Here is a 13360-nt window from a genome sequence, read left to right as displayed (position 1 = left end):
ATGAGTACCTCTTCTATCCGATAAGTAGCACGTGCACAATCCCTGGACCGTGAACACCAATCGTCAAATCGTTCTCAATATCCGCCGAACGGCTTGGACCCGAGATGAAGTGGACGCCGGCAGGCAGGTCTTTCCTTGCTATCTGATCGAGTGGGGCGAGTATTTCGCCTAGTCTCGTTTTCAATCGTTCGATGGGCAGCAGGACGATCAACGCCGTGGGGAGCAGGCTCACCGATCTGCCCTTTTCTTTTGATGATAACACAGTTAGCGATCCTGTGTAAGCCGCGGCATGGTCGGCCATGACGATGCCCAGATCGGCGTTCGCTGCGCTGGCCTTCCAGTTCGTATCCTCGTCGGTATTCCATACCGCGAAGTCGACCTCTGGAAGGGATTGGCCAAGTTCAAGCGCATGAAGCTCCGCTTGATCCTGATGGATGACACGTTTGATGCTTAACGTGTTAACGAGCTCTTCGATGGTCGCTTTCGCCGCATCCATCGAAGGAACCCTAACGACGTGCCCGCCAGCGGCATGGAAGTTAGCCGTGAAGTTCTCAATGCGTTCTTCTGGGGACCAGTTGAACGCTTTCCAGCTATCCGAAGCGCCTTGGAAAGGATGCGCCGGTTTTTCCGTTACACGTGCACGTCCCAGCTTATTGGCGATACCTTGAATAAAACGTTCCTGCTCAGCCAAGGATTGCTTATCCAGTTCTTTTAACTTCTCCTGCCATTCTGGCGTGATGTCACGTTTAGCCATGATGATGTCCTCCCTTTGTGCCCCGCGCTGCCAATGCGGCAGCCATCCTTGCTTGGATCGCAGGATCGGCCTCCGTAAGTCCATGGCGAATTTCTTGCTCGAGCGTTTTCCAGCCTTCGCGGAAAGAGGCCTTCGGAAGACTTGGCGTTACACGGTACGTGTTCCACCCTTTCAGAGGGCCGACCTTCAGACGGATGCCACCGTCGCGAACGACGAGCTTTTGGCCAATTCTGCCGAGCTTCAGTACGGCGTTGAAACGCTTCGCATTGCCCATCACGGCGGCAAAGCCCTTCATCCCTGCGGCCTCGACCTTGTCGCCATGGCCGGCCTCGACCTTGCGCCTGCGCAGCGATACTAGCATGTCGTGCAGCGGAATCTTCACCGGGCAGGCCTCATAGCAGGCCCCGCAAAGACTTGAAGCGTTGGCGATATCATCCCAATCCGCCACGTTTTTCTTAAGCGCTGGCGTAAGCACAGCGCCGATCGGCCCGCTATACGTGCCCCCGTAGGCATGACCGCCGATATGGCGGTACACCGGGCACGCGTTCAGACATGCACCGCAGCGGATGCAGTTGAGCAGCTCTTGGAACTCCGGATCGCCGAGCTGCTGCGAGCGCCCGTTGTCGACGATGATGATATGCATCTCTTCCGGACCATCTGCATCCACATCTCTTCTCGGACCTGTGATGCCGGACATGTACACGGTCAGTTTTTGCCCTGTGGCGGAACGAGGAAGCAATGTCGCCATGACCTCGAGGTCCGCCCACGTAGGGATAATCCGCTCCATCCCCATGAGTGTGATTTGCGTCTTAGGCACCGTTGTGACCATGCGGGCGTTCCCTTCATTTTCAAAAAGGACCATCGATCCGCTCTCCGCAATGGCAAAATTACAGCCCGTCATCCCAATATCGGCTTCTAGGAATTTCTCTCTTAATTTCTTTCGAACAAAGCCAGCAAGAATCGTCGTATCCGGGGCCAAAGTCTCCCCAGCATCCTTCGATAATAGCTCGGCGATTTGATATCTATTTTTATGAATAGCTGGAATGATAATATGGGATGGCGTTTCATCCGCTAGCTGAATGATGTACTCGCCTAGATCCGTCTCAATCGCTTCAACCCCAATGGAGGCCAGCGCCTTGTTCAAATGCAGCTCCTCGGTCACCATCGACTTGGATTTTACGACCGATTTGGCTTGTTTGGCTGCCGCGATTTCCAAGGAAATTTTAACTGCCTCGACATCTGTATCGGCAAAATGCACATGAACCCCGTTCGCTCGCGCATTGTTCGCAAACGTCGTTAAGTAATAATCCAAATGCGCGATTGTATGCAGACGAATTTGTCTACCGCGTTCACGCCAATCGTCCCAGTTTCCGTGATCGGCCGCCGCTTTTAGCTTCCCGCCGCGAAGCCGCTCCGTCGTAAACTTGACGGCTTTGCGCAGAAACTCATCATTTAACGCGATATCTGCCCGTTCCTTAACCGTTGATGACTTCCCCGTCGCGTGGCTCATGCGTGCTTCACCCCTTCATATAGCAGCTCAGCTAGATGCATTACTCTCACCGGCTCGTTGCGATAACGCAAATTCCCAGCAATATTCATCAGGCAGGCCAAATCCAGCCCAACCAACACCTCTGCTTCGGTTTCCTTCACGTGGTCTACTTTCTCCTGCACCATTGCCCCGGAAATATCGGCCATTTTCACCGAAAACGTTCCGCCAAATCCACAGCAATCCTCGGCAAAAGGCAGTGGTACTAACTCTAAATCTTTTACACTCTGCAAAAGGGCAAGCGGCTCTGACTTTACGCCGAGCAGCCTGCTTCCGTGACAGGAAGGGTGATACGTGACTTTATGTGGAAAAACAGCACCCAAATCCGTGATATTCAGGACGCTTACCAGGAACTGTGTAAATTCGTACGTTTTGTTCTGAAGCTGTGTCGCTTTCTCCAACCACTCCGGCTCATCCTTAAACAAATTCGCGTAGTGATGAATCATATACGTGCAAGAGCCCGAAGGCGAAATCACAAAATCACTATCTTCAAATGCTGTAAGAATCGTTTTCGCTGTTGCTCTTGCCTCATCCCAGTAGCCGCTGTTATAGGCAGGCTGGCCGCAGCACGTTTGCACCGTTGGCAATTCTAGCAGAACACCGTAATGCCCGAGTAGACGCGCAATCGCTTCGCCAACCTTGGGATATAATGCATCACTTAGACACGTAATAAATAAGGAAACCTTCATGAGAAGCCCCACTTTCTTTCGATAACTTATCAGGTTGTCAGACATGTTAAGTGTAGCATACCCCTCCTCGTCTTGAGAAGAGGTTTTTGCGGAAGCTGTGAAATAAACTTCTGCTATATTTCTTTATAAGACGTTCCTCACCGTTGCCCAAAGCTGGTGAAAAATGCAAAAGAGCACCCTTTTATAGTTAACTAAACGCTCTGTATGAGATTAGTGCAATTGTGCAACAATTTCTGCCCTCACTTCCCATTTCGGCACCATGTCGGGTTAAATTGTTGCACTTTCGCACTAATTTAGTTAATTTGGGTCTTTTTACCCGAAAAAAGTGCTCTTTCGCATCTTTGCCGGAGGTGGGCAGTGGACTTGAGCAACTGCCCCCTGGATCGCTTCCTCATAATTGCTAAATAATCGAATATAACTTTTGAATACTAGTTATCGTAAAATCAGCTGATTTACTATTTTGATCATCACGATCGGCAAAAAAACAAGCATCGATCCCCGCGTTTTTGGCTGCTAATATATCCAAATCACGATCGCCAATCATGATCGCCTCGGAGGGGATGATCTGATGTTTATCGATAAGATAGGTAATAGCTTCAGGACTTGGTTTTCTTTCAAAACCTTGTTGTGATGTTATAAAATCAGAAAAGTAATCATATAAACCGTACATTTTCAAAAGCTGGATGGCTGATTCTCCTCTATGCGTATATAAATAATTCTTTCTATTCGAAGAATCTATGTATTTACAAATTTCCTCAATGCCTTCAAATGGTCGGGATAAATGGATTTCCGTTTCATTTCTTTGTTTCTGATATTTCTCTTTAAAAATATGATCGACTTGATATTTCTTTTCGTAGTGTTGAAAAGCATGAGTCATCGATACTTTCATATGCTTCACGATTTCATCTATGGATTCTGAAATGCCTTCCTCTTCAAGCACTTCTTGAAAAATTCTCCCCATCACTGGATAGGAGTCAAAAAGTGTACCATCAAAATCCCAAATTATGTGTTTATACATGTCCGTCCCTCCCATTTCCTTATTTTAACATGGAAGTGCCGCACAACAAAAAGCCTCAGGCTATCACACTCCCGAGGCTTGATCACAATATGCTGTAGGCTCGTCTTTCTTAATGGACTTAATGTAAGCAATAATCAGATCAATAAAACCACTTGCCGCCTGTCCGATATATTTATCTTTGTGATACACGATTCCTACTTCGCGACAGAGCGTGGGGTTTACGATTGGAATGATGATTAAATCTTCATAGGGCTTCATCTCGATTAATGTTTTAGCAAGAATCGTAGCCCCGATCCCGGACCTTACTAAATTTAATAAAGAATCGATCGTTGTTGTTTCAATAAAAGGTTTTAATTCTAGGCCTGCATTCTGACAGGTGGTATCAATCAGTTGTCGGCATCGGTGTGTTTCCGGAAACATCACAATGGGCGTTGTTACTAACTCCTCAAAATTAATCTGAGGGTAGCTGGCCAAAGGATGGTTAGCGGTCGTAACGAAGTAGAAGGCTTCTTTATATAAAGGCTTAAACACTAATTTCTCATGTTCTACAGGTAAAATCGAAATCGCAAAGTCCAGTTCATTATCCATGACCCGTTCCACAACATCTTCATTAGCAATCAACTTTATGTGTATATTCGGATACTTGCGATGAAAGTCGACTAACATTGATGAAACGAGTTCATTTAATTCTCCCGGTAAAGCACCAATGGATAACGTGCCGCGCTCTATGTTCTGCAGTTCTTGAATTTGCTCGCGTGCACTGGTCAAAGATCGTATTGCTTTATGGGATTGCTGGTACAAAATCATACCCGCTTCGGTTATCATCGTCTTTTTCCCAATTCGATCAAACAACCGAACACCAAGCTCATTCTCAATGGCCTTAATTTGATGACTTAATGTAGGTTGTGTAATACCAAGCTTCTCAGCAGCCCGAGTAAAATGGAGTTCTTCGCAGGTCGTCATGAAATATTCTAACTGTCTTAATTCCATTCTCATTCACCTCGGGTTCCCAATTCATCCTTGCAATAGCTTTCCGTTGAACAAATGAATGAGCGTTCGAACAAATAAAACGATGATGACAATCGTTAATATCAAAAGGATTAAAGCTGCAATCACTTTTAAAGGCCAAGTATTCACATCGATCGCATATTTTAACGCGGCACTACTAAGTGCTGCTATCGGAAAGCTAACAGCCCACCAGGATGCTCCAAAGTGAATGGCTTTCCTAAATATTTTAACAGCAAGAACAATAAAGAGGAAAAGCCCGAAATAAAACAATATCGCTGCAAAATTATCGATCCTGTGTAAAGCGTTGGTATAGCCCAAGAACCCGACTGCAAATGGTGCGATCAAGATCATCATCGAAGGCATCAAGGCTACGGCTAGCGACTCATGATGAATTAATCGATTAATAATCAGCGTAAAAAATAGAAGTGCGTTAAAACCACCAATGGCAAGACTCAATAAATTGACTTCATGAGCCCAAGCAAACGGCATGGTTCCGCCAGTTACGGCAATATCAAGTACGCCTACACAGGGTATGAGCCAGGCAGGAACTGCATGGGCTGGATCCAATTTACCTTTTAGTAAACGGGAAATAATTATATAACTTAACGCTAATGTGAGAATCATACCAAATATCCATACAAACTCACTAAGCCCCTTCTGATATGGACTCAATATCGATGATAGCAGCAAAATAGAAATGGGTACAGTACCGAAAAAATTCCCGAAAATCGGATGTGTGAACTCTGCTGCTACCTTCTGCGGATAACGAATCCACTTCACCAAGAAACCTATGGATAGTAGTAGGAATACGAGTATGGCAATGGCTCCTGTGAGGTCAGCTAATACAGCCGACGTGTGAAAGAGCTCGTGGGAGAGTCTCCAAGATGAGGAAAAGCCCGCAATCCCCATAACCGCGGCGAATAAATTTACCGGTAAATATTGAATGGATCCTATTTTGTCTATATTCTGTTGCTTGGTTGCTGTTAACTCCAAGGTGCTCACCACTTTCAAATCAAATAGTCTTCGTAAACACGCAGTGTTAACATGCCATATTATTTGTAACAGGCATAAGGACAATACGTGCGAAAACCTCACCATCACATTGTAGTGTGATTATAATAAATCATCATTCCCCCCATCAATGTTCATTTTTCTATCATAATCATGCGTAATTTCTATGGATCCTTAGTTACGGCTTCATTTACCTTCGCTGTAAATAACAAAAAGGCAGCCTCATTCGGCTGCCTTTCATTCATTTATTTCCCGACCATTTGGACAAATTCCCCGCAATATCAGTCATGTAGATACTTTCGTTGGTCAGTACAGGTGCGTTACCGAAGTTCGCCGTCATCTGGACCCACTTCTGATCACCATTACGACGGTCGACCCCTAACAGGTAGTATCCGTTACGCATGGTGCTAACTGGAAGAATGATCATGGTATCCGTCATACTCAATCGATTCCAACCGCCATCCATATACTCATTGAACTGTTTTTTCATTCGCTCTTGTCCCGTTTCCAAATCCCACTCGGTAAAGATAAGTTCAAAAGTCCCACTTACGGCAACTACCGCGTTGTTTTGGATCATAAGCGATGAAGAGGTGGACGTAAGCTCCTTTTGCCACCGAATCGAATGCGTATCCATATCGATTGCATTCACAAAATTGTTTTGTGTCCCTACAACAAGCGTATTTCCACTAAGGGACAGCTGATTTGGAGATGAAGGGAAGGTGTTCCCATAGTTTAAATACGTTGGGAAGTCCAGATGCCATTCTTCTTTTCCAGTATTGGCATTAAGCACTTGGATCCTGCCCATCAACTCTCCAATAATTACACTGTCTTTGTAAGCAACAATTGCATTACCATTACTTGTAAGACTGCTCTGTCCCGTATAAGCCCATAAGCGCTCACCTGTTAACGAATTAAGGGCAACCAGATTGCCACCTTCGGAAAAATAAGCAGTTGTTCCATCGATCAAGAAAGGACCGCTGCTCAAATACCCTTTGGCCGTCCAAATCTCGCTCCCTGTTTTCGTATCTAGCGCATAATGCTGTTTGGTATCGCTAAAGTAGATAATGCCGCCGTCCAATGTAAGGCCTGTTACATGTTCTACTGGATAAGACCAAATTAAATTACCATTGGCTTCATTAATGGCATAAACTGCCGTTAAATCTGCGTAATACACCGTATCACCTTGCACAACTGCTGGATAAAAACTGCTATTACCTTTTGACGACACTTTGGATGTGTCAACTTTAGGTTGGAAGGCCCAAACCGCCCGAGGTTGTGATTGATAGTCATAGGACGTCGGTTGAGAAGCCGCAGGATTGCCTTGCCCCGCGTTAGCTTCATTCGTCGTTTGTATGTGAACGATTTTCTGCTCCGCATCCCACGTTACTGCTGCTCCGAGCGCCTCGCTGATGAGGCGTACTGGCACCATAGTCGTGTTATTGACGATACGTGGTGCGACCTCCAAACCAACCTTTTTGCCGTTAACCATGGCGTCGTTTGAATTGATTTGCAACGACACGGAAGATTTATCTTTTGTACCTCTAACAATTCGATTGGCTTGGTCCCATTCAATAGTCGCACCTAGCGCTTCAAATATCCGTCGCATTGGCACCAATGTGCTGCCATTCCAGATTTGCGGTTCTTGCTCCTCAAATTGCAGCGGATTTCCATTGATTTGTACAGTGATTTGAGAAGTAACTACATCATCATATTTGACATCAATTCCTTGAACGCTCAACGTCTTCATATAAGCTACACTATTACGATTAAGGGGATTTCCTTCTACATAAACGTGCTCAAAGTTGGAATTGTTCATGATCGGAGACAGATCCTGAATACGTGTTCTGCTAATAAAAACATGACGCAAGCTGTTGTTCATCTTACCAAGAGGTTTAATATCCATTAATTTGTTATCAGAAACCTCGATCCATGTTAACCGTAACTCGGACAACGGACCCAAATCGGAAATATTGGTTGAAGCTGCAAAAAATTCGGTTAGGTTTTTAAGCTTGGCTAATGGACTCAAATCCGCCACATGCGTGTTTCCAATTGCCAAATGCTGCAGCTTAGCTACCTGCCCTAGTGGCTTGAGATCCGTAATCTTCGTATTAGATGCATCTATGAACGTTAAATTCGCAAGGCCAGCAATTGGCTCCAAGCTCGTAATGTTTTGTTTGGATACAATGAGCTTCTGTAAGTTTTTTGCGTATTCGAGTCCTTTCAGGCTTGAAATCCCTTCATCTTTGTAAGCATAAATACTCTTTAGCTTCAACATATCTTCCGGAGTGATAACCCCGCTCCGCTTCCCGATTGAGCTTCGAACAACTTTCTCCAGATTCGGATCTTCAAATAAAGAAGTTTCTGCATATGCACTGCTTGCATTTATAGCTAAAACTCCTAGAACCAACAAACAACTTAACCATATTAACAATTTAGTATGATTCTTAAGTCTTACTATCATATTTGTATGTATTCCCCTTATCCTGTTTTAAACAACTTTTCCATTATAACAAGAACTTGGAACTTGAGAACCATTTATTTTATAATAATACGACTATAAAAAAGCCTAAAACCAATGGTTTTAGGCAAACAAATCGCGATGAATCTTCACAATACATATGGTTGGATCTTCCGATCTCAATCTCACAAGTAGCCTATGAGTCTGGTTTTTCCTCTAATCCCACGTTTTCGCGTTCATTTCTGCGGACGAAAGGGATGACGCCGAGCGGGTATCGGAAGCAGAAATGAGAAATAGCTGATCCCTAAGTAGATTCGTCTACTTTAGGATCAGCTATTCTGCTAACAGAGATAGGGAACTACAGGACGCTATTTTGGCGATATCGCACAAAAAGCAGATGAAACGGAACGTGGTTCCGCTATTCTACCGGAAAACGAGGAATTTCGCTCAATAGAGCCGAAATAAGGGCTCTGACTTCCGTAACTCTGCGAAAAGTGGTGTTTTCGCAGAAATAAGGGACCTACGTTCCGTTAGGGGTGGGAACAAGGCAGGTTTGATCCTTCTTAGTCGCTACCCCTTCCGCTGCCACACCGGGAACCGAAGCATCATCTTCGTTCCCTCCCCCAGCACGCTAGCCGGTGTGATGTCACCGCCGTGCTTCTCCACGATCCACTTCGCGATCGCGAGGCCTAGGCCGGTGCCACCTGTGCTGCGCGTCCGCGACTTGTCCCCGTGGTAGAAACGGTCGAAGATATGCGGCAGATCCTCTGCCGATATGCCAACTCCCGTGTCTTCTACCACCAGTTCAACATCGTGGCCCTTCTTGCGGGCCACAATGCGAATCGTGCCATCCGCAGGCGTAAACTTCATGCTGTTGTCGAGCAGTATGACCAGTAGCTGGTGGATTCGTTCGACATCCCCCATCAGCTCAATCCCGCTCTCGACGTGTGATTCCAGCTTCTGCTGCTTCAGCTCAGCTAACGGCTCGAACTTCTGCACGACTTCACGAATTACCTCAGTCAGCAGCAAAGGCTTCAGCATGACTTCCTCTTGATTCGAATCCGCTCGGGCCAACGTCAGCAGCTGTTCCGTCAATCTACCCATTCGTTTCGATTCCTCAAGCACCACAGAGAGCGGTTCACTCATGTTCAAAATCGATTGCTCTGGATGACGAAACGCCAACTCCACATTCGCTCGAATAATCGATAACGGCATCCGCAGCTCATGCGAAGCATCGGCAACGAATTGCTGCTGCTTATCCCACGATTGCTTAATCGGCCGCAGCGCTTGAGTGGCCAGGTACATACCTGCCAATATCGTTACAGCGCCACCTACTACGATCCCGATCAGGATAAGCTCGAACAGCTGCTTCAACATATTTTGCTCGGAGTCGATGAGGCTAATGGCTTGAATCGCTACAATTTTGGTCGACGCCTCGCTTAAAATCGAGGTAGGTGTGATGGTCTCTAATCCTAATCCTTTCGCCTGGGAAAGATCGGTCAACACTTTAAGATTCATCATTTTGGGCTGATCATACTGAATCGCATAAATTCGATAAGCATGATTATCCATGTTAACGGTTTGAGGGGTTTGAGCCGATCGATATGGTTTGAAGGCATCAACTTCTTTACGCATCGCAGCACCGCTTAAGATCGGGTAGGCATTCCCTTGATCATCCCACAGCACCACGAACACGCGTGGATCGATGCCCTGAACTTGAATTAATGTCTTTTTAGTCGTGCCTTCCTTAGGCTCATCCGGATCCGGCGACAGGATTTGTGATTTTGTATAGAAGAATTGCGCATCCTGCTGCACTCGCTCCTGTAACGATGCATCGACATTGGCATACAATTGATGGCGCAATTCAGTATAGACAATGATGCCCAGACAAACAATGATGACGAAGAAAACAACCGCGTTCAACGTTGTTAGACGAATTCGGGTCTTTTTGAACATGCGGCATTCTCCTTTAAAATATAGCCGACATTCCGAATCGTATGGATCATGTGATCGTAATCGAAAGGCTTCAATTTTTTGCGTAAATAGAAGACGTAGACATCCACAACATTCGACCCTACATCCGAATCCAGTCCCCAGACCCGTAGACAAATTTGCTCACGCGTTAGAATTTGGCCCCGATTCCGCAGCAAATATTCAAGCAGCTCGAATTCCTTCAAAGTAAGCTCCAACGGCTTCCCAGCTATCGCAGCTTCCTTTGTTCTTCCTTGCAGCACGAGTTGATCATATACCAGCCGATCTTCAGTTTCGATCCCTCCGCGTCTGCGCAGCAGCGCACGAACTCTTGCGAGCAATTCCGGTACACCAAATGGCTTCGTCATATAATCGTCAGCACCCGAATCGAGTCCCTTAACCATATCCTCAACACTATCTCTTGCCGTGAGGAACAGGATCGGCGTCAGCACTTGCTTAGCCCGCAAGGTATGCACAATTTTGACACCATCCATCCCAGGCAGCATCCGATCGAGCACCAACAAATCATAAATGCCTTGCTCCGCCAAATAGCAGCCCTCTTCGCCGCAGGCTGTCGCATCCACTTGGTAGCCTTCTTCTACGAGCAAGGTTCGTATCGTTTGCAGCAAAGGCAGCTCGTCTTCCACAACGAGTATTTTCATCAACTTTCCTCCCACGTGTTGCACCGCAACCACTCTATTGGTCTCAGTATAAAGGGATGAGATGAACGCCAGCTTAAAATAAGCTTAGGCTAGTCTGTAAATACAAACCAATCCAGCTCTTTCGTTGCGATTAATTTTTTCTGTCCATTTTGAAATTGATGGTAGACGTTCAATTGATACGTTTTCATATCACCGATTTGATAAATTTTATCTTTGTTCGTGTACGTAATCGTCGCGTCGTGGAAGCCCACTTGGAGAGATTTCGTCGGATCCGCCCCATCCAGCGCATACGTTTGACTCACGATAATTTCTTTGCCGCTCCGGTCCAAATCATCTTTCAGTTCCACGATCAAAGAATGATCCTTCATGCTCGTTTCAACTAAAGTATCTCTTTTTAATTCATAATCGAAATCCAGCATGACGGTCCCTTGTGCAAAATTAATCTGTGTCCCGATATGACTTAACGTAATCGTATACGGGTAGACGTCCAGTTCGGCGAAGCCACCCAGCGGCTCTTCGATCTCTTCTGGCAATTGAAAAACAGCGGCGTTGACATAGCCATCCTCTTGAGCTACACCAGAGAAAGTGACTGCGTCGCCAAGAATCAGCTGCAAATCTGCTGTCTTATACCCTTTGGGAAGGGTTGCATACACATAAATAAGTGCCTTGCCGCCAGGAATGACCTTATTGTTGATCTCTGACATGTGAGCCGGAAAAACCGTACCGTCTTCCGCCCTAAACTGCGCAACCTGCTTCCGCAAATCCGTAAAACGCTTCTCCAGGTTTTCGACACTCAACTGTACCGTGAACAAATCGGCGCCTTCGCCTTGGAATGTTTGGGTGGAACGAATCGAATAAGCAGCACTTTGCCCAATATCGGTCAGCGTTCTCGTCTCCGCAGCAGGGATCACCTTCATCCCCATCAGCTCTTTATTATGATGAAACGTGAGCAAATCACTCACTTGGTTATCCGCAGCCTTCTCTTGTAAAACAAGATTCAAGTCCTTGAAATCACTCGTATACGGGATTTTCCCCGCCAACTGGAGATTGATCTCTTTGCCAGGCTGAAGACTGATCACACGATCGGTCCGAATGAGGCTAGCCTCGACAGTCACGGCATCATCAAGTTCAAAATACCCTTTTAAATTCGGAATAGGCAGCGCCTGACTCCCTTTATTCGTCAACGTAATATTAGCCGCCAAAATGTCTTGATCTTCCCACGGCAATCGCTGCAAGGACGTCATTCTCACCGTGTACGTGCCTGACTTGTTGGAAAACGCATAGTCGTTCCCCAATGAAACTTCCACTTCTACAGCTTCCGGCACTTCGAAAAAAGCCACCGGCAGCTTCAAGCTGCTCTTGCCATCACTTGCCGTCGTCGTTTCGGTGATGACAAGCTGCCACCCCTCCGCTCCCGCTTCCCTAGGAATGGAGCCGCTGAGAAGCCCTTCTTTTTCAGCAAGTGGTTGCAGCTCTGTCCCTTTCCCCAAGGTTGCAGCTTGCAGCGGATACATGTGTCCTTGAGCGGTACGAATGAAGTAACTCAGATCAGGCAGCTTAGCACTGCTAGTCCCTTTATTCTCCATTTCAAAATAAATCGAAGGCAAGTAGAAATCGTCATTTCTACTTATGGAGGTACGTGCGATGTTCGCATAGTATGGCGTCCCATCAATCTCAACCGAACGTGTCGCTTCCACTGGCGTCACCACGGTGTAATCACTCGCAGGCGTCAATTGACCGATAACTCGTTCAAAGCCAGCGACCGAAAAATCCAACTGAACGAGCTTAAATAATAGATCTTGAAGCTCGGTTGTCGCGTTCACTTTTGCATAAAAGTTGTATGCTTGGCTTGTACCTGGTGCAATCCGATTCGTATCGCCGCTCTGCGTGAACTGATTAACCGTAAACGTACTGCCAGCCTTGGACTGCAGGCGTACCCAATAATTTTTAAAAGACAGTTCACTCACACCGCCGTTATGGACATTGACCGTAAAGGTGACCATCCCGTCCTGATCGCCAGGCAGCAGCATGACATCTTGCACTTCCATGTAGCTAGCCTCGCCGATAGCGGCTTTTCCTAGCAATGTTGAGCCTATGACCTGCTCCTCGGCAAGCTCCGCAGATGTAGACGAAGCAACCCCAGCTCCGGCCGAGGCCGAAACGGGGGAAGCAGTGCTGCTTAGGAGGAGGAGGAACAGAAGCAAATGAAATATTTTACGATGACGAATCATCATGATGCATAC

General features: G+C 46.4%; 11 protein-coding genes. 1 reads left to right on the top strand and 10 read right to left on the bottom strand.

What is annotated here, in order from left to right; all coding sequences use genetic code 11:
* Positions 1-13 precede the first annotated feature (13 nt).
* The 7 genes from AC58UX_RS28565 to AC58UX_RS28535 form a co-directional block, all read right to left on the bottom strand.
* Entirely contained in the window at positions 14-754 is a 741-nt protein-coding gene (locus tag AC58UX_RS28565; protein ID WP_497259107.1) for a LutC/YkgG family protein, read from the bottom strand.
* Positions 747-2264 (bottom strand): LutB/LldF family L-lactate oxidation iron-sulfur protein, encoded by a 1518-nt coding sequence (locus AC58UX_RS28560; protein ID WP_497259105.1) that lies wholly within the window; start codon positions 2262-2264, stop codon positions 747-749. The genes AC58UX_RS28565 and AC58UX_RS28560 overlap by 8 nt, the downstream gene beginning before the upstream one ends.
* Positions 2261-2989 carry a (Fe-S)-binding protein gene (locus tag AC58UX_RS28555; protein ID WP_497259297.1) on the bottom strand — a complete coding sequence of 243 codons (729 nt, stop codon included), beginning with the start codon at positions 2987-2989 and terminating at the stop codon, positions 2261-2263. Before AC58UX_RS28555 ends, AC58UX_RS28560 begins: the two co-directional genes overlap by 4 nt.
* Before the next feature lie 400 nt (positions 2990-3389).
* Positions 3390-4007 carry an HAD-IA family hydrolase gene (locus AC58UX_RS28550; RefSeq protein WP_497259103.1) on the bottom strand — a complete coding sequence of 206 codons (618 nt, stop codon included), beginning with the start codon at positions 4005-4007 and terminating at the stop codon, positions 3390-3392.
* A gap of 63 nt (positions 4008-4070) precedes the next feature.
* On the bottom strand, positions 4071-5003 hold the full coding sequence (locus AC58UX_RS28545; protein ID WP_497259101.1) for a LysR family transcriptional regulator: 933 nt from the start codon (positions 5001-5003) through the stop codon (positions 4071-4073).
* A gap of 18 nt (positions 5004-5021) precedes the next feature.
* The gene (locus AC58UX_RS28540; RefSeq protein ID WP_497259099.1) at positions 5022-6008 is read right to left on the bottom strand and encodes an SLAC1 anion channel family protein; all 987 of its coding nucleotides are present in this window, start codon (positions 6006-6008) and stop codon (positions 5022-5024) included.
* Positions 6009-6267: 259 nt separating this feature from the next.
* Positions 6268-8487, bottom strand: coding sequence for a stalk domain-containing protein (locus AC58UX_RS28535; protein ID WP_497259097.1), 2220 nt, complete (start codon positions 8485-8487; stop codon positions 6268-6270).
* A 2-nt stretch (positions 8488-8489) separates the two neighbouring features.
* Between AC58UX_RS28535 and AC58UX_RS28530 the strand changes: the two genes are divergently transcribed.
* Positions 8490-8774, top strand: coding sequence for a helix-turn-helix domain-containing protein (locus AC58UX_RS28530; protein ID WP_497259095.1), 285 nt, complete (start codon positions 8490-8492; stop codon positions 8772-8774).
* Between the two features lie 280 nt (positions 8775-9054).
* On the opposite strand, the gene AC58UX_RS28525 is transcribed toward AC58UX_RS28530, so the two are convergent.
* The 3 genes from AC58UX_RS28525 to AC58UX_RS28515 all read right to left on the bottom strand — a co-directional run bounded on the left by AC58UX_RS28525 (position 9055) and on the right by AC58UX_RS28515 (position 13351).
* Positions 9055-10440: a sensor histidine kinase gene (locus AC58UX_RS28525; RefSeq protein ID WP_497259093.1), complete on the bottom strand. Its 1386-nt coding sequence runs from the start codon at positions 10438-10440 to the stop codon at positions 9055-9057.
* A complete protein-coding gene (locus tag AC58UX_RS28520) occupies positions 10413-11117 on the bottom strand; it encodes a response regulator transcription factor (RefSeq protein WP_497259091.1) in 705 nt (234 codons plus the stop codon). Before AC58UX_RS28520 ends, AC58UX_RS28525 begins: the two co-directional genes overlap by 28 nt.
* A gap of 89 nt (positions 11118-11206) precedes the next feature.
* The gene (locus AC58UX_RS28515; RefSeq protein WP_497259089.1) at positions 11207-13351 is read right to left on the bottom strand and encodes a hypothetical protein; all 2145 of its coding nucleotides are present in this window, start codon (positions 13349-13351) and stop codon (positions 11207-11209) included.
* Positions 13352-13360 lie beyond the last annotated feature (9 nt).

It is taken from the genome of Paenibacillus sp. J22P90, assembly GCF_059692195.1.
This window is presented reverse-complemented; position numbering and strand designations above follow the sequence as displayed.

Coding starts and splice junctions, on each gene's coding strand:
- AC58UX_RS28565 (WP_497259107.1), bottom strand. CDS start 754: ATGGCTAAACGTGACATCACGCCAGAATGGCAGGAGAAGTTAAAAGAA.
- AC58UX_RS28550 (WP_497259103.1), bottom strand. CDS start 4,007: ATGTATAAACACATAATTTGGGATTTTGATGGTACACTTTTTGACTCC.
- AC58UX_RS28560 (WP_497259105.1), bottom strand. CDS start 2,264: ATGAGCCACGCGACGGGGAAGTCATCAACGGTTAAGGAACGGGCAGAT.
- AC58UX_RS28555 (WP_497259297.1), bottom strand. CDS start 2,989: ATGAAGGTTTCCTTATTTATTACGTGTCTAAGTGATGCATTATATCCC.
- AC58UX_RS28535 (WP_497259097.1), bottom strand. CDS start 8,487: ATGATAGTAAGACTTAAGAATCATACTAAATTGTTAATATGGTTAAGT.
- AC58UX_RS28545 (WP_497259101.1), bottom strand. CDS start 5,003: ATGAGAATGGAATTAAGACAGTTAGAATATTTCATGACGACCTGCGAA.
- AC58UX_RS28515 (WP_497259089.1), bottom strand. CDS start 13,351: ATGATGATTCGTCATCGTAAAATATTTCATTTGCTTCTGTTCCTCCTC.
- AC58UX_RS28520 (WP_497259091.1), bottom strand. CDS start 11,117: ATGAAAATACTCGTTGTGGAAGACGAGCTGCCTTTGCTGCAAACGATA.
- AC58UX_RS28525 (WP_497259093.1), bottom strand. CDS start 10,440: ATGTTCAAAAAGACCCGAATTCGTCTAACAACGTTGAACGCGGTTGTT.